The organism is Bacillus sp. AP8 (assembly GCF_000321185.1).
Taxonomy (GTDB): domain Bacteria; phylum Bacillota; class Bacilli; order Bacillales; family DSM-1321; genus Bacillus_AD; species Bacillus_AD massilioanorexius.
This window is the reverse complement of the sequence record NZ_CAPG01000019.1, coordinates 125,475-143,686: the sequence shown is the minus strand read 5'-3', so window position 1 is coordinate 143,686 and position 18,212 is coordinate 125,475. Positions and strand designations below refer to the sequence as shown.

The following is an 18,212-nucleotide window of genomic DNA, read 5'->3' as shown; positions in this document are numbered from 1 at the left end:
GCCTCTTTTGTTTGTTATTTTACTTAGCACGCAACGTGTATTGTGTTCAGAAACACATATCAAAAACACTTAGGATTTAATTTCTCTTCTTCCTCTCAAAATACCCCTGCAATCGATACTCACAAATCTGCTTCGTGAAATCATAAACAATTCCTTCATCTTCTGCCCCAACATCAAAAGTAGGGCCGAACACACCTTTTTGAAACTGCAACATACCCTTAGAACTTCCACTCCACTTAGTCATTGGCATTTTTTCAATTAACCCTGCAACCTTGCTTTCGTTGTAATTCCACAGTTTTTTCGTTGTATTGTCACTAAAATCAATACGTTTACGATATTCTTTTTCTGTTAGATATTTATGAAAGAAGTAAGCCACTTCCTTAGCTGTAATAGGCTTCATCCAGTTACTAGGTCCTCTTTCGAGCATAGCTAATAGCAATATCATCTTATAACTTTTTGCCATTCCTGTTCTTTCTACTTCATAGAACCAGTCTTCATACCGTTGGAAGACTTCTCTTTCATGTTCATTTAATTGATCTGCCCACTGTAGGAAGGCAAAATACGATTTAAATTCTTGCTTGAATAATCGACTATCTTCAGAGCCATGCATATGCATTTCTAAATATGATGGTCTTCTTCCTAACTCCAACTTTACTTGCTCATAGCTCGCTTTAAGCATGTCTTTGCGTGGCATCTTTTTCTTCGCTAGTTCTTCGATTAATTGCTTCGCTTCTAGCTCAATCTCTACCAGACAACCTTCTGGTAATACTCGCTCTTGAGCTGTTTTTTTCTTCTCATCTCCAGGTAAGTAGAATAACGACTGTTTGATGTCAGCATTTCGATAATTGGCAATTAAATCAATAATGACACAATACGATTTTCCTTCTGCGATTCGCAAGCCACGACCAATTTGCTGCGTGAAGACAGTTAATGACTCTGTTGGACGAGCAAACAATAATGTATCTACAGTAGGAATGTCCACTCCCTCATTAAATAGATCGACTGTCATAATGCAATCAAGCTTACCTTCAGCTAATTGTTTAATGGCTTTTTCACGAGCAATAGATGATTTCGAGTGCAGACTGACTGCCTCTACACCTTGTTTATTAAAGTATTGAGATAAATAATCCGCCTGTACAATACTAGAACAAAAAACGATAGTTCTCGTTTGACGATATTTCATCCACGATTGAAATATATGCTCAGCAACTTCTTCCTTCAATTGTGCAACAGCAAGCTCAGCTGCATCATATTTTGTTCCTAACCAACGAATTTGCGAGTAGTTCGTTTCATCGTAGACTCCATAGTAATGGAAAGGAGCTAGCCACTGCTTTTGAATTGCTTCAATAAAGTCGATACGGTAAGCCACATTCCCATCACAAATGGCATAAATATCTCGGAAATCATTGCGATCTGGTGTTGCAGTAATCCCTAATAAAAATTGTGGTTGAAAGTACTGCAACGCTTTCTGATACGTATTTGTTGCTGCGTGATGAAATTCATCGACAATAATTAAATCAAAATCGTCTGGTGAGAATATTTGTAAATGACGCTTTCTACTTAAGGTTTGAATAGAAGCAAAGATAACTTCTGCATCAGGATTTTTTTGTTTTCCATTATAAATACCAGTTGATTTATCGGAAATAACCTTTTTAAAGGACGCTTCTGCTTGATACAGAATTTCCTCTAAATGAGCAATAAATAAAATACGTGAATAATGTTTGGCAAAAAAAGCGGCCAAATACGTTTTTCCTAAACCAGTGGCCATGACAATCATCGCTTTGTCATAACCTTCTTCTCTACTATTTTCTAATTCTGCTAGCGCATCGATTTGAGCAAATCGTGGAGCGATAACCGTATATGGCGCAGTAGGCTCAATTATTTGTTCTGTATACTCAGCACCATCTTCTCCTTTATCAACTGGTAGTGTCATTTCAATTTCTTCTCGTTCTGACCATACGCGGACTAAACTAGTATTCTTTTGATGGAATTGATCATACTCTTCCTTATATTGTTTAGCCGTTTCTTCATTTAAAGAGACAGTAGATTCATGATAAAAGACGTTAAAGAATTCAGTTACTACCCGTTCAAAGGCTGTTCCTTCTTCACCCTCTTGTACAGAAATATTCCACTCTACCCCTTTTGTCAAAGCCGATTTTGAAAGATTAGAAGAACCTACAATGAATGAACCATTCTCTTCACTCTCAAATATATAAGCCTTCGGATGAAAGGAAATTCCTCTACTTTTCCATAAGCGAACTTCAATCGACGGATGAATTGAAATCAAGTGCTCCAATGCTTCAGGTTGCGTAATATACAAATAATCACCTGTCACAACCTTGATATCCACACCTCGTACAGCTGCTTCTGTTAAGATAGGATCCAATAGCTTTACTCCTGAGTTCATAACAAAAGATGTTAATATGTAGCATGATTTAGCATGACTTATATTCTCTTTCAAACTCGCTACCAAATCATGCGTAATTAATTGAACCTTACTTGTCATCTTCAACCTCAATTAAATAAATCTTCTCTTGAAATCCACCACGCTTAGCTGCCTTCTCTTTACGAACCTGCTCTAGCTTCTCAGGAGTTGAACCATGACAATATGTTAATGTATGAATTATTTCAAGCAAGTCCGCTAATTCTTCTACAGCATCCTCATCATTTTCTGCTTCAAAATACTCATTCAACTCTTCCTTACTCTTAATCTTTAATTCTTTTACATATTCTTCTTCATCCAAAATTCTTGTTGTAAACTTCTTTCCTGTTTTTTCAATTATATTTGGAATTAAATCTCGAACTAATTTGTTATGTACTGGCATAACAACACTTCCTTTCTGTTATTGATAATTAATTTTTTACTTTTGAAGGTTGCTTATTTCAGTAAAATCCTCTAACAGGATTTGTACAAGAAAATCGAACTACATACTCCTTACCCGTTATTTTTTGAAGAGTTTTCTTAATCAGTAAAGTATACCTCTCTTCTAACTAGTCTCGTGCAAATTCGTTAGGAGTCGCTACGATAATTGTATCGAATTCTATTCTTAATACATTTGTATTTTTTAACCAATTTTCAAAGCTTGGCTTACTCACTATTTTCTTCAATTCTACTAATACTTCTGTCCAAATTTCTTGAATATTATCTAAAGGTTTTTCACTTTTTGCTTTCGAAGAACCTTCTTGCACTTCCTCTTTAATAGTGTCTACCTTATATTTTCTTGATTTTTCAAGAATTCCTGTAGCAATACTATATTTTTATTAAGAATTGTCTTCATTATATTCATCTCTTCTATCATATCTTGGACTTGTTCAACTGTTAAAGGTTCTTTATTCATAGGATTTAACTGCCTCCTTATTTGTAATAAACATGGTGTGTCTCAACTATATACAAACTTCTAGATCTCAGCTTCAATGATGTAAACCTAAATAATTATTAACCTTCATATACGTTATCAATTATAACAAGAACTAGAACTATACGTTGTTTTCTCAATTTTAAAAAGTACTCTTATAAATCAATATAGTCCGTATAGCCTAATATTATTTCTACTACTAAGCTCTACTTTTTCTTTTTTAATACATTAATTCCTTACCAGTGTAAATAGTTGATCCATTTGTCATTAGCCACCACCTTTTCAACTATGCTATATTGAAAATAAGAGGTGACATAAGTGATTACAAATGAAGAGATAAGAAGTTTATTGAAAAACAAAGAACTGCTTGAACTTTATATTCAACAAAAAGAAGTAAACACGTTAATTAAGCTACTCATTACAAATTTAGATCCGGCTTTACCAAACATACAAAATGTTAGTAGTGCATTTGAAAACAATCAGCCCTCATCACTGTCAGACCTTCTAAAAATCTTACTTCCATCCGAAGACATCCATTTTTATAACAAAAAAAATAAAGAAAACAGAATCCATAAATTTCGCAAGCTTCCTATAAAAGAATACGATGTGCATGAACTGTGGTCTCATATTCTATTAGATCTTAGTAAAATAGTGAAAAAACCTAGCTTTGAAACATGGTTATTATCTGCCAACGCAGAAGCAATTTCCAAAACCACTTTGACTGTATCTGCTCCCAATGAGTTTGCTAGAGATTGGCTAGAAAATAGATATAGAACACTCATAGTCTCTTCACTTCAAGAATTAACAGGTCAATCATTCACTATTTCTTTCATTGTTAAACAAAAAGAACTAACTTAATTAAGATTACAGCAAATATAAATAATCGTTAATTATTCATTAAAAAGCGATTGGGCCAATTAATCCAATTATCAAGCAGCAAGATTAATCATTAAATACATATATTTTTACACATATGATATAAGTATTAGCAAGTTAAAAGGAAGTACCTATAATTCAAAATTATTCTATACACATACACTTCAAGGACAGAAAGTCTGTTACAAAAGTTTTCTGTCCTTAAAGATACTTTTAATCTACTTAATTCTTCTTATTTTTATAAAACGGACTCAAGTTCATAAATAATCCCTTCATCTCTTCACTAGTCACCCCATTATTAAATAGATATTCTAGCAAATCTTCCTGCCGTGCTTGACCAAGGCTTAGTCGATAAAGAGATAAGATTTTGATCAGTCTTTCATATTTTGCACCATCTCGACTTAGTGGGTAGGATGGAACAATTCGTTCAATTTTATAAGGTTGATTACCAGGCAGACACCAGAATGGAATCAGCTCACATGAATCATCTGTTCTTTCTTGCTCATTCGCGACGGCGAACAATTCATTCCAAATGTCTTTTTCAAAATGAATCGTTTTATATTTTTCCGCTATGTTTTTTCGAATCGCTAGGCATTTGTAACGATTGATTCTTCCTTCTCTTTGCTCCAAATCAATAGGATTCGAAGGTAGATTCCAATGAACAATTTTCCGACAATAATGGTGAAAATCTAGACCCTCCTGTCCAATGGACGTGCTCGCTAATACAAATGGTCTAAAAGGCGAGTTAAAAGCAAGGCGAATATTGTCTTTTCGCTGAGTGCTTTTTTCATCTATTTTCACATCAACAAATCCGACAGCATAATTGGTTCTCATTTTCATATAGCTGTCTCTTGTTCCTTTTTTCCGTTTTTTTGCAGTACTGATTCGATTCTTAAATGTATTGAAATTGTCGACATTATAGCTAGCCGTATGGGTTCTTAGTGAGTTGGTCATTTTGTCGGTTAGTATCTCATTAGCGAACTCTTTGCCTTCTTCAGATACATCCAGTCCTTCAGAAAGCATGTGAGCGTACTCATCTAGCATCGCTTGCATATTGCCATCGACACAGTATTTCAATACATTTTGCCAATGCGCTCCTTCTTTTCCAGTCCCATATTCTAATTCAACGATAGCAATCGCTTCTTGTCCGTTGAAGCGGTCAATTATTGTTTTAGCAATCGCTACTGCTTGCATAGGTGCTCGCGGAACATTCACTCCCAGCATACGCAAGGCGCAAACCGCAGGTGAACCAAGCACCATATTCGTTAACACATCCACTAAATCACTTGGTTTTTTCCCTAATACCGGTCGCTCTTCACTTTCATATAATTCTCTTAAACGATCAAAATGCTTTCTTAATGCCCCTTGATCATCTGATTCATCTGTTTTTCCTGCCATCATTTGTGGTTCTTCAAACCAGTTTTGAATCACTTCTTCCTTTAAATCTAATAATAGTGGTGCCATGTAATACCAGCGCTGATCCTCTCTTCCATCCTCATCCTTGGTTATATATGAAATTTGATGTAATAATTGGTTTATTTTCTCTTTGATTTGATGCTTCCATTCCGCTAATGAACGCTTTTCATTAAGTGCTATAATTGGATTAAAAAGTTTGGCCAACGTTACAGACGGATACAATAAGCAAAGAAAATTCATATTGGCCGGAAGCTGATCTCTCATTGTAAAGGTTAAACGTGGTGCTGGAAATCTTCTCTGTGCAAAATATGTTCGATTATCAACTTGTTTATTTTTGATTTTCTTCTTCGTTTTCGACGTTACCGAAATTAATTGCCCTACCGTTCGCTTTTCCGCTTCATATGAAACCAAAGTGGCAATCGAACGAGGTACCATTTCCCAAGCGGAGAACACTAACACCTTTGAAAAATGCTCGTGATTCTTAAAGGAACCACCAAACTCATAATACGGTAGAGACGGTGGAATCCACATAAGCTTTTCTGCTCCCTTTGGAAGTGCATTTTCCTGTAAATTTTTCATGCGGGCATTCGTAATCGGTAAATCACCGTATTTATTAATGGTCGCTCGATTTACCCATAACTTCGCATTTTTTGCTTTACTAATTTCATTTGGATGCTTGATGAAATAGTTCGTGATTTTTTCCTTCAATTTATAATGCTCCATATACGACATCGTGTATGGTGCTGATTTGATGTATTCCACTGGTAGATTTTCTGGTAAGCCGATGTTTTTCAATAAATGATTCATTTCTACATATGACAAAACATCGTCCTCAGAAATTTCTAGCTTTCCATTGTGATTACTCACATCAATTAAATCGGCTGATCCTTCAATGACTGATCTTTCTGTTCGGACAATGCCTTTATACAGCATGTCCTCGGCAGCTGTTTTCTTAGCGGTAATCATTGCAAAATGATCCCTTGTCATCTCTCCTAATGAAATCGAATAATCCTGCCAAATCGCCGTGAACTTTTCCTGCTGTTCAGGATGATTTTCAAACAAAAACTGTGTGACCTGCATAAATTCTTTGTAGTGACTATCCTCTTGCTGCTCATTCATTTCTTCTAGTGTTGAATACAGCTTATATGGAGTAGCTGACAACAGTAAAATTTTCACTTTTTCATTATTCTCTTGCTCTATATTGAAAAATTTCTTTGCTAATAAAGCTGTTTCGCTATCACTATCCGAGTGAATCAATTCTGGAAATCGTTGAAACTCATCCATAATCACTAAATCAGGCTGTATTAAATCCACACTAATTTCAGCCATCATTTTTCGAAGTCGATGAATCACTTTATTTCTTTCTCGAGTATTATTCTCACCCTTTTTTATGTGATTGCATGCTAAAATGATTTCTTGAAGCATAGATTCATATTGTTGAAAATACAAATCTATTTTTTCAATCATTGTTAGAAGATAGTTCCCTTCATTACTTGCATCACACTCAGCTACCTTTCGTTCATACTCTGGTGCCCAATATCCCCACCCTATGAACGCTTCATTGATGAGTAATGTCTCTAATTCAGTAAGATGTCTTTGAAATGCAGGATGTTTCTTTAACACAGCAAATATAAGAGCTCGCTCATTTACATTTCCAGAACCACTAGTCAAATTAAAAGAAGTAGAAGGTGTTAAAGGAATCAATTGAATATAATTGTTCTTAAGCTTCGTATCATGTATGCTTTCAAATATTTTCAAATGCTGCATCGATAGTCGAGTATCAGAAGAATTTTCTACCGTTACATTTGGATCAATTTTCAATTTATTAAGGTTTTGCCCAGCAATACTTTGATTCGAGCAAACATAGACCACCTTAAATAAATCATCGTCCAGTACCTCGCGATGATATCGTGCCATTTTCGCTATCACACCACGGCCAATTAATGTTTTCCCAAGACCTACCTCATCTGCAACTAACACACGTGAATAGTCATGAATAAACAAATCGGATACTCGATCAACTGTGGCCCGTTGAAAGTCTTTTAATCCTGCTAAAATGTTATCCTCAATTCTTTGTATATCCATTATCTTTTCACCTTCTTCGCTACTGCTAGAAACGTTGTATATACCGATTCAAAATCTTCTGGAATAATTTCTTTATCCCGAATCATTTCGATGATTTGATGGATATCCTCTAGCTTGTGTGGTGCTTCTGCTGTTGCCTTTAACATATTCTCATATATAACAGGCTGACTTGTTTCACTAGCATGTGTAAGGACTCCCAATGAATGACGTTTTAACTCCATTTGTTCCATTGCTGACAATAAATAATCATCCGCTAATAAGAAAGAGACATATTGAAGAAAGGTTTGCTTATCTTGAATAATAAGCTGATAGACCTCAGAATCTCTTTCTTCAGGAATTCCTTCTGTAACAATTTTGATTACTCTTTCAAGCGATTGACCATCCTTACTCACTTTTACTGAATAAAATTCACCTAATTCAATTAAACTTAAGTTATCAAAAACTGTGATTTTTTCTAGTGCTTGTTCTCGCTTACTTAATAATGGTGATATCGTTAGCTTTACATCCAAAGGTATTTCAGCTAGATGAACTTCGACACGATAGATATCATCTTTTTGTTTGACCTCTGCACTAGGCTTTGTGCGACAGATTTGTTTAATCGCTTTTTGTAACTGGTTTGATAGCTCATCGTCTACTTGTTCAAAATTCGGTCGTTCACTTACCAATTCAAATGGACTTTCTGCTTCATCCTCACCGAATAAATCATCCAAAAGCTGTGTAATTTTAAACCCGTATTTTTGATATTGAAGCTTCAACAAAAACTCGACATTTCCATTAAAGGCATTGTGGGAGCAGTTGGCTGAACCTATATAAATATGATGCTGACTATACTTTGTTCGCAAATACATTTTAGCGTGAATATCCTGTAGCTTAGCGACACTTTGTTGTTCATTGTTCTCACTTAAGCTACTCTCACCCTCAACCACAAAATCCTTTAGTACATAGATAGTAAAACCGTCAAATATCTCATCACACAACTTAGCTAACTCCGCTCTTCTCGTTATTAATATTTTCGTAGCATTTGTTAACGAAAGAGAATGGAGCTCCTTCAAAGTACCTTCACTTAAAAAAGGAGAAAAAATCAGCAGATGATGATACGTCTGAAAAATTTCTGTTTCTTCTTTTCCATATCCTTCAATGCCAATAGGGTGAAAATCAAAGGACGGGATGTTTTTATCAAGCGGATTAAAATGAACATAATCTAATTCTTCAATCAGCTTTTTCATCTTTTTCGTTTTTCGATCCCGTTTCGCAAATGGAATGAGAAAGGAAAGAAAATCAGCTAATGGTCTATTCTTTAAGGTTTTACGTTTATTTTTCTTGCCTTCTAAGCAAACAACCATATCCCAGCTTCGATCAAAGGTTAAGTTTCGACTTAAAACAATTAAGCGAAAAAGCGATTCTCCCTCGTTATTCAAATATTTAATGACCCATAGCTTTGGATGAAAGGATTTTTCATTTTGTAACGCCACTTCAAAGACATTGTTTTCAAGTAGCGAAAAGATAGAATTACTTTTTTGCGGTACTTTAATTTGACCGGCCTCACAAAAAACCGCGAACTTATCCGTACTTTTCCGCAGACCTTCTAACATAAATAAAGGATTCGATGTAAAGGTTTCATCCATTTCCTCTGATAAGCTTAGAGATAAAGGAATCCCAATCAACGCCTCTAGATCTAAGGAATACGTTGTCCCCATTGCAAAGTCTAACTCATAGCCTTCGGCTGGAATGAGCAAATCACTATAGTTCAGTCTATTCTCAGCTGGTTTTAACATCATGCCTTCTCCAATCCATTGTAAATATCTGCAATAATTCTCTTCGCGTCATGAAATCTATACTGCAAACGAGTATGTCCACCGTACCAGTCGCCATCCTTATAGGCATACACCTTATAGTTTCGTAGCTTTGCTCGTTCTTTTCCTTTAATACTCATTTCTCGCTTTATAATAACCTGATCGATAGCCTCTTCATTATTCGTTAGAACAACTTCTTTCCATTCTTTAATAAAATGACGAAGCTTGATATTCGTAATGTCTAATCGAGAAAATATGCTTTCATAATCAAAAGTAGCAAGTTCCTTTTGTACATATGAACTATTGATCCATTGCTGCCACTTTTTATTTGCTTCTTCATTTTTCCCATCGGATAAAATAACGTTATATCGAATAATCGCTCCAAAGATAAACTCACTGAAATCTGTCGCCATCTTAAAATCAGCTTTTATATGGTCAGGCAAATCATTCAGATGAATCGACTCGAAATAGCTAGCGTCAAAAATGGACTCTCCATCCTTTTGCAAAATATGAGCAAATAACGAGTCTTTGGTTGCTTGTGCCTTTAGAATGCGATCCTTTAAAAACTTTGCCTCTTCTGCTGTTAACTCCATCGAAATATCTTCCTTCCAATCCTCATCAGGAAGAAGGCTTCTCCAAAACGTACTAGAGATTTCTCCAGAAAGAGCATCTGAATCATCCTCTTGCATTCCTTCCTTTTCAAATCCACTTGATTTCAACATATCTTTATGGTTCTTTATCTTACAAAATTCTTTTGCATAGCCATCTAATGATAAAAGTGGATATTTGAATATTTCAAACGTCCGCAAGCCACTCCAATAAATACTGGAAGGCTTTCGTTTTAACCCTTTTCCCGCACGTGCACCAATCACACCTTCTGTTCCCTTTTCCTTTAAAACTGGAATTAACGCTATTTCTTCGCTATATAATTTTTTAAGAAATTTCTTCGAATCTCGTATATTACCTCTTTCTAGTTCCATTAGAATATACGGTACAATAAAGAAATACTTCGCTCTTGTCTGGATCGTAGAAGTCCCTGGAAAAAATACATCCGCAAATCCATCCCTAATTAATCCAATTCCTAGTTCATCAATTGCCTCTGGTGTCGCTAAAGCTTGAAGGACTGACATCACTTTATTTCGATGTTCATTCGAATAATCAATCCAACCTAGTTGTATTTTTTGTAACATCTTCTATCTCTCCATTTTTCCTTGATTGTTTAAGTTTATAGGACAAAATTCATAAATCTATTATATCAACATTTTTTTATCAACTAGCGATAAATCCGATGAGCATTACTTCGTTTATTAACATATAGAATACGTTATATAACCTTTACATGCGAAAGAAAGTCTTCCATCAAAAGAAGGAAGACTTTCTGTTTAGTATCTTTACAAAATAAGATTTAATATTTGATAATGACTTCAATCTTGGTAAATCTAAAGCCTATCAATCGGCTTTCAAATCGAAAACTCCTCCCGATACCACTTCCAGAGTTCTTCTGTCGTTGTAAATTGTTGAGCTAATTCATGACGATTAACTGCTGAAATAAAAGGATCATTTTTAAATGTATCTAAATCAACTTCTTCTAAAATCCATTCACCATTTCGATCATCTTGAAATGTAAAACCATGGTCAAAGATCTCTTTTAGTTCTCCAGGAAACATATGCCCTCGATTTGTATCGTAAAAACACAGTTCTTTTCTGCCAGGAGAATCATAACTGTCCCGAATGATGACATGTAAACATAACTGTCCACCCTTATTTTCATTAGATATAATTGGATTTTTTCTTATGACATAAAGTGCTTGGCCATTTGGCTGCTTTGTTATTTCATTCACTCCAATATTCCTATTTACCCACACACGTAAAAGGCTAATAGCTTTTGAATATCAGCAATGCTATTTCCTTTTTTAAAAGTCTTTTCAATCGGTGTGGTAGAGCTTGAAATCCAAATTTTCAGTTCAGCATCTAAATCAAATGTACCCGCCGTTTCCGTACTAAAGTGAGAAATGCTTTTGTATGGAATCGAATGATATTCTACCTTCTTCCCTGTGATTCCTTGTTTATCAACTAAAATTAATCGATTCCCTGTAAATACGATTAAATCCCTAATTAACTTATATGCTTGCTTTACTTCTTCTCCTGGAAATAAAACATCCTTTAGTTCGTCTGCCACTGCTTCAACATTAACTGAAGACGAATTTCCTAATAAACCATCCATAATACCCATTTCAGGCACCTCCATAAGATTCTTTATTTTTTCGAGTTATCTTTTAAATTTCTTTTTTCAAAATAGCTGTTCCCCATTGAAAATGCACATTTATCATCTAGCTTCACAATGGAATGGATAAAGCAAAATACATGCTCAACACATCATTCTATGAAGGATAAACATTTCTTTATTCCCTTTTTCTATTCACTATATTAGCAAAGAACGTGGCAATATACATGTCACATTAAAAAAGTTTCAAAGTAATAAAATTGCGACTATTTTATAAAGCATACAGAATATTTCATCAACTAAGACTAGAATTCTATCAACAGACTAATGTATAGTAATATCACAAAATCATAAAAGACTGTTTCCTAAAAGATTGTTGTATAAGATTAGTTGAATCATACATCATGAAAGGGAAATGGAGTTGAGAGGAAAGTGCGAGACTCCTGTGAGATCAACGAGACAGATTAGCCCCCACAAGAGAGCGTTAAGGTTCATCATCCGCTTTGTGGAAAGCGAGCATCCTGAAGCAGATTTTTAACTTTTACTCCATTCCTGTTCATAAGCAACAATATTTTCCAAAACGGTCTAATCCAAATATAGGAGGAGTTACTATTGAAATATGAAAGCCAAATTCTTACGTATTTTGACTATTTTCATGCCCATCCTGAAGTAAGCTGGAAGGAGTATAAAACGACTAATAAAATTGCTGAAATACTAGATGACCTAGGGGTAACTTATCGGCGTTTTTCTGATGTAACGGGACTTATTGCCGAGATTGGTGAAGACGATGAAGTAGTAGCCGTACGTGCTGATCTAGATGCTCTTTGGCAGGAAGTGGATGGCGTCTGGAAAGCGAATCATTCCTGTGGACATGATGCTCACATTTCCATCGTTCTTGGAGCACTTTTATACATAAAAGATCAAAAACCTCGTAAAAGGATTCGTTTTATTTTTCAACCAGCTGAGGAAAAAGGCAACGGCTCGATTGCTATGATTCAACATGGGGCCTTAGATGAGGTTCAGTATTTATTTGGAGTTCATCTTCGCCCTATTGAAGAGCTACCTTTTGGAAAAGTGGCCCCTTCTATACAGCATGGAGCAGCTGTTTTTTTAGAAGGAAAAATCAAAGGTACGGATGCACATGGTGCAAGGCCTCATCAAGGTCAAAATGCTATTGATGTACTTGTTGCTCTTCATCAATTCGTGAAAAGTATTTACGTCTCGCCTTTTGAGCCACATTCAGTCAAATTCACAAAAATGATGGCTGGTGGAGAAAGTGTCAATATAATACCCGGAACAGCTGAGTTCTCCCTTGATGTACGCGCACAAAATAATGATGTTTTACAAGCTTTACAAAAACAAATTGAAAAAGGAATAGACGGTTTAAAAACTTTTTATGGAAGAGAAATCGAATATAACTGGTTAGACTTTACACCTGGTGCGGTTATTTCAAACGAGGCAGAAGCCATTGCTGAAGCGGCGATTAAAGAAGTAATGGGTGAAGAAGCTGCTGCGCCTTCTGTGATTTCTAGTGGCAGTGACGATTTTCATTTTTATACGATTAAGCATCCTACCGTAAAAGCGACAATGATTGGATTAGGTGCAGATCTTTCACCAGGCTTACACCACCCTCATATGAGCTTTAATAGAGCTGCTCTTGATTATGGCGCTCGTATTTTAGCCGCAACATTGATGCGGGCTTAGATCACCATTTTGGATATAAAAGGATGTTAAGGAATTTTATATAATAAATTGACTAAATTTACAGAAAAGTATATTATTACATTTAACGACTATTTAAAGACGTTTTTAAATAGTCGTGTCATTTTTAACAGGCTGTTTTCGATAAGATGGTTGTTTTACATGCGTTCGGTATATAAAGCCAGTTGATTAAGACATTGGCTGATTGAAACGTTGCTGCGATATTTCAGAAGCTGGTTTTCATTTATACTCACTACTTGGTATAGACAACGAAGATCACGAGCACAGCCAATAAAAAGAACAAAGGGATTTGGGGGAAAACATATGAAAAAAGAAATCAAGTTTAGTGTAGCCATCATACCATTAGTGGTTATGATTATTGTGATGGCTATAGCCGTTGTTAAACTAGAGCAAGGTCCTCACATACCATTAATCATCGGGACAATCACAGCTGCTCTTGTCGCATGGCGCTCTGGCTATACTTGGAACGAAATTGAACAATCAATGTATCACGGTATTCGTCTTGCTCTACCAGCTGTTGTCATTATTATGCTCGTTGGCTTAACAATCGGTGCATGGATCGGTGGAGGTATTGTGGCAACCATGATTTATTATGGTTTACAAATTATTACACCTTCCTTCTTTCTCGTTTCCATTACCATTATTTGTGCTGTTGTTTCTTTAGCTATCGGAAGTTCTTGGTCAACGATGGGAACAATCGGTGTTGCAGGAATGGGCATTGGTTTAAGCATGGGTATTCCTGCTCCAATGATAGCTGGAGCTATTATTTCCGGCTCATATTTCGGCGACAAAATGTCACCTCTTTCAGATACAACAAACTTAGCCTCAGGCTTAACTGATACGGATTTATTCGTTCATATTCGTCACATGCTGTATACAACTATTCCAGCACTAATCATTACCTTAATTGCTTATACGTTTATCGGTAAAAAATTCGGTGATAATCATTTAGATTCTGCCAACATCGATCAGACGATCCAAGCCTTACAAGACAACTTTGTTATTTCTCCATTTCTATTACTCATTCCATTACTTGTTATTATTCTTGTAGCACGAAAAGTACCAGCCATTCCTGGACTCATCATCGGAATCATTCTTGGTTTCTTTGCACAGATTTTTATTCAAGGAGGTTCTTTCGCAGAAGCATTTACAGCGCTTCAAAGCGGCTATGTGATTGACTCCGGAAATAAAATGGTGGACGACCTCTTTAACCGAGGTGGATTAGATTCCATGATGTATACGGTTTCCATGACGATTGTCGCTATGACATTTGGTGGTATTCTTGAAAATGCCGGCATGCTTGATGCCATTGTGAAACAAATTTTGAAGCTAGCTAAATCAGCTAAATCTTTAGTTGTTTCTACCATTTTATCTTGTTTTACAACAAATGCTACCTGCTCAGAGCAATATATCTCTATCGTTATTCCTGCACGAATGTATGCCAAAGCCTATAAAGATAAAGGATTACATTCCAAAAATTTATCACGAGCACTAGAAGACGGTGGTACATTAACCTCGGTATTCATTCCATGGAATACATGTGGTGTTTTCATCTTTGGTACACTTGGCGTCAGCGTTTTTGAATATGCACCTTATGCCATATTGAACTATGCTGTACCAATTCTTTCTATCATTTTCGCACTAACTGGCTATACGATTACAAAGCTTACAAAAGAAGAATTAGCTACCTTGCAAAATGACGAGAAAGCCATCAATGTAACGAATTAACCATAATACTTTTTAATGAAAAAGATGCTATAGGACTTACTCAAAAAGTCATTTTCATTATTTCATAATGCTCAAAGGAAATAGCTTTCTTTTTTCTACACGATTATTGTTTTCATTAAGAAGGAAAAATAATACTTATTAATTAAGGAAGTGGATTGGAGCGGAAGATGCGAAAATCCTGCGGGAGCAGCGGGACAGGCGAGATCCCAGGTGCTTACGCTGAGGAGGCTTACCGCCGGCCCCGCGGAAAGCGAGCAACCTATAGCGTATTTTAATCGATACTTACGTTTTGTTCATTTGCAACAAAGTTTGTGAAAACAGACTATGTAAGAAGAGATCATAAAGCGAAACACATTATAAAAGCGTAATACATCAGCTTTTATTAAGAAGAAAGAATACACATAAATACTACAGTATGAATCGTAAAGGCGTCTAACAAGGGATTAAAAATCCCTTGTTAGACAACCTTAAGCCTCTTCTTGATTTAAATAATGAATCGGTATTATTGATAAATTTGAGGTATACTCAACTCGTAAATTGCACGAGGGCGTCCTTGATGATAGGTCATTTCTTCACCAACGATTTTTACGTAACCGTGATCTAGTAGCTTTTTAATAGTGCGTTCAGCCGTACGTTTCGTAACTTGTAGATAGTCTGAAAGATCTCCAGCTGTAAAAGTAGTTGACGATCTAGATTTACTAAATTGCATAACTTTTGAAAGATTGGATGGGCTAAGCTTGGTTTTTTTAGCTATTTCAAGCAAGCTTGGATCATCAATAACTAATCGGTTATGCTTCTGTTCATTTGGATACGGACCTAGTAGATTTTTCTCTTCAGTTAAAACATATATACAACTTGTTTCGCTATCCCTTTCAGCAAAACGAAGAGCGATTAATGCATTTTGATTGGCATCCTTAATGGTTAATCCATAACCGAAGCCAATGGAAATACCCTTTTTATATTGAGACACTATATGAGAGAAATCATTTTGTTCTAATAGTAATTCTGTTTCACCACGGCTGCTGTATAGAATATATGAATGCTCATCAAGCTGTTGAATACTACCATTCAATCCGCGTAACATCTCATCAAGATATGAACCTTGTAAATCTATCGATTCATGCGTAGAGATGTATGCAACAGCCACTTGTGCAGCTTTACTTTTTAGGTAATTGGCTTGATTCATAGCTGCTTGAAGGCTATTCATGATATTTTTAGGTGGATCTGTCATTTTCATAACGGGGATATGTAGTTGTTGTAATTGATTGAAAATAGCATGAATACTTGTTAACACGAAGTCAATTTTCTTTTGCTCCCATAATAATTGATGGAAGTGAATAATTCGATCAATATCGAAATCAGCTTGATCTAGTCTATTTTTATAATCAATCATATACATAGATGTTGGATCGACACCTAACATTGTCAAAACTTTCTCCATAATGTTAGAATTAAACAAATCAATCGATACACGCTGTAAGGATGCTTTTTTATGATACAAAATCGAAAGTAAAGAAGTGGCGATTGTCATTTCATCTTGTTCTAAATAAAAGGTAGGAATTTGGAGCTGTTCTCGTTCCGCTTTTGCGAAATAATAAGGTAAAGCCCCTGAGAAATAGACAACATCACAAGGCTTAAGCTGTTGTACCAGTTGGGCTGCTTCTTTCGGCTCCTTATATACATAAGGAATAATTTCAATCGAACTCATTTGATTAGCTACAACGTAGAGTTGCTCCATAAATTCAGTTGAGCCAATAACAGCCATTTTTATATTCATAATCCGATCTCCTATTGCTATGTTATTTTTAAACAAAAAATTTTCTTTGTTTTACGTCTATATAACGACAATTATAGAGAATAGAAAAAATATTGTAAATGAAAAGAGTGAATAGAATGAAAATTACAGCCATACATCTCTTTAAGATTCATCTCCCGCTACATGTTCCTTTTGTGATCAGTTATCATACCTATGACTATATGCCTTCTGTCATTGTTAAAATGGAAACAGATCAAGGCATTATCGGTTACGGAGAAGCAGTAGCTGATGAACATGTAACAGGCGAAACCTGTGAAGGTGTTTACGAAATTTTGAAACACACATTGGCACCTGCCGTCATCGGGAAAAACCCTATGGAAATCGAGAAACTACATGACATAATGAACCATACCATTTATGGGTCTCCATCAGCCAAAGCCGCTATTGATATTGCCTGCCATGATATTATCGGTAAAAAGGTCAATCAGCCTATTTATCAACTTATAGGAGGACGTTATCATCGTGAATTTCCGATTACACATGTATTAAGCATTGATACTCCAGAAAATATGGTGAAGGAAGCTCTAGCAATGATTGAACAAGGCTATCAATCTTTTAAAATGAAGGTTGGTACGAATGTGATGGAAGATATAAAACGAATTAAAGCTGTTCGGGAACAAGTAGGAAATGACATATCCATTCGAGTAGATGTCAACCAAGGCTGGAAAAACAGTTCAACAACCCTGATGGCTTTACATCAATTGCAAGATTGTCAGATTGATTGGATCGAACAGCCAGTACTAGCAGATGATTTAGAAGGAATGGTAGAAGTAAAAGCAAAAAGTATTTTTCCATTAATGATTGACGAAGGCATAAAAGGGTCTCGTGAAATGTTAGAAGTCATTAAAAGACGAGCAGCAGATAAAGCAAATATTAAACTAATGAAATGCGGTGGCATTTATCCAGCTGTTAAACTTGCCGCTCAAGCTGAACTTGCAGGCATTGAATGTCAAATTGGTTCGATGGTAGAATCATCTATTGGCTCTGCAGCAGGATTTCATGTAGCCTTCTCTAAAAAAATCATTACAAGTGTTGAGCTAACAGGTCCTTTAAAATTTTCTTTAGACATTGGTGATTTACATTATGATGTTCCATTCATTCGTTTGACAAATCAACCGGGGTTAGGAATCACGGTGAACCATGATATATTAAAGCGCTTAACAAAGTGCACAGATTCTATTCAATAAGGAAGCTAA

The 18,212-nt window shown here is 35.7% G+C and carries 14 protein-coding genes; 4 read left to right on the top strand and 10 right to left on the bottom strand.

The genetic code is table 11. The features are described from left to right. Positions 1–76: 76 nt before the first annotated feature. From BN349_RS03505 to BN349_RS26570, 4 genes are all read right to left on the bottom strand, one after another. Positions 77–2,506: a DEAD/DEAH box helicase family protein gene (locus tag BN349_RS03505; protein WP_019240894.1), complete on the bottom strand. Its 2,430-nt coding sequence runs from the start codon at positions 2,504–2,506 to the stop codon at positions 77–79. Continuing rightward, positions 2,496–2,825: a nucleoside triphosphate pyrophosphohydrolase gene (locus BN349_RS03500; protein ID WP_019240893.1), complete on the bottom strand. Its 330-nt coding sequence runs from the start codon at positions 2,823–2,825 to the stop codon at positions 2,496–2,498. Before BN349_RS03500 ends, BN349_RS03505 begins: the two co-directional genes overlap by 11 nt. A 166-nt stretch (positions 2,826–2,991) precedes the next feature. Continuing rightward, entirely contained in the window at positions 2,992–3,189 is a 198-nt protein-coding gene (locus BN349_RS03495) for a DnaA N-terminal domain-containing protein (RefSeq protein WP_019240892.1), read from the bottom strand. A gap of 17 nt (positions 3,190–3,206) precedes the next feature. Then, the gene (locus tag BN349_RS26570; RefSeq protein ID WP_019240891.1) at positions 3,207–3,338 is read right to left on the bottom strand and encodes a hypothetical protein; all 132 of its coding nucleotides are present in this window, start codon (positions 3,336–3,338) and stop codon (positions 3,207–3,209) included. A 336-nt stretch (positions 3,339–3,674) separates the two neighbouring features. Here BN349_RS26570 and BN349_RS03485 point away from each other — a divergent pair, with 336 nt between their 5' ends. Then, a complete protein-coding gene (locus BN349_RS03485; RefSeq protein WP_019240890.1) occupies positions 3,675–4,214 on the top strand; it encodes a DnaA N-terminal domain-containing protein in 540 nt (179 codons plus the stop codon). Positions 4,215–4,454: 240 nt separating this feature from the next. Here BN349_RS03485 and BN349_RS03480 read toward each other — a convergent pair whose 3' ends face one another. The 5 genes from BN349_RS03480 to BN349_RS03460 form a co-directional block, all read right to left on the bottom strand. Next, on the bottom strand, positions 4,455–7,733 hold the full coding sequence (locus BN349_RS03480; RefSeq protein ID WP_019240889.1) for a DEAD/DEAH box helicase: 3,279 nt from the start codon (positions 7,731–7,733) through the stop codon (positions 4,455–4,457). Next, entirely contained in the window at positions 7,733–9,511 is a 1,779-nt protein-coding gene (locus tag BN349_RS03475; RefSeq protein ID WP_232423511.1) for a phospholipase D family protein, read from the bottom strand. The genes BN349_RS03480 and BN349_RS03475 overlap by 1 nt, the downstream gene beginning before the upstream one ends. After that, positions 9,508–10,716, bottom strand: a complete 1,209-nt coding sequence (locus BN349_RS03470; protein ID WP_019240887.1) for a DUF6361 family protein — start codon at positions 10,714–10,716, stop codon at positions 9,508–9,510. The genes BN349_RS03475 and BN349_RS03470 overlap by 4 nt, the downstream gene beginning before the upstream one ends. A 270-nt stretch (positions 10,717–10,986) precedes the next feature. Beyond that, entirely contained in the window at positions 10,987–11,367 is a 381-nt protein-coding gene (locus BN349_RS03465; RefSeq protein ID WP_019240886.1) for a hypothetical protein, read from the bottom strand. Positions 11,368–11,381: 14 nt separating this feature from the next. Then, complete coding sequence (locus BN349_RS03460) at positions 11,382–11,759, bottom strand: PH domain-containing protein (RefSeq protein ID WP_019240885.1); 378 nt, start codon at positions 11,757–11,759, stop codon at positions 11,382–11,384. Between the two features lie 603 nt (positions 11,760–12,362). Between BN349_RS03460 and BN349_RS03455 the strand changes: the two genes are divergently transcribed. Both BN349_RS03455 and nhaC read left to right on the top strand, forming a co-directional pair. Then, positions 12,363–13,454, top strand: a complete 1,092-nt coding sequence (locus tag BN349_RS03455; protein ID WP_019240884.1) for an amidohydrolase — start codon at positions 12,363–12,365, stop codon at positions 13,452–13,454. Between the two features lie 321 nt (positions 13,455–13,775). Further along, complete coding sequence (nhaC, locus tag BN349_RS03450; protein ID WP_019240883.1) at positions 13,776–15,200, top strand: Na+/H+ antiporter NhaC; 1,425 nt, start codon at positions 13,776–13,778, stop codon at positions 15,198–15,200. Between the two features lie 502 nt (positions 15,201–15,702). Here nhaC and BN349_RS03445 read toward each other — a convergent pair. Further along, positions 15,703–16,977 carry an HTH domain-containing protein gene (locus tag BN349_RS03445; protein ID WP_019240882.1) on the bottom strand — a complete coding sequence of 425 codons (1,275 nt, stop codon included), beginning with the start codon at positions 16,975–16,977 and terminating at the stop codon, positions 15,703–15,705. Between the two features lie 116 nt (positions 16,978–17,093). Between BN349_RS03445 and BN349_RS03440 the strand changes: the two genes are divergently transcribed. Further along, positions 17,094–18,203 carry a mandelate racemase/muconate lactonizing enzyme family protein gene (locus tag BN349_RS03440; RefSeq protein WP_019240881.1) on the top strand — a complete coding sequence of 370 codons (1,110 nt, stop codon included), beginning with the start codon at positions 17,094–17,096 and terminating at the stop codon, positions 18,201–18,203. Positions 18,204–18,212: the final 9 nt, after the last annotated feature.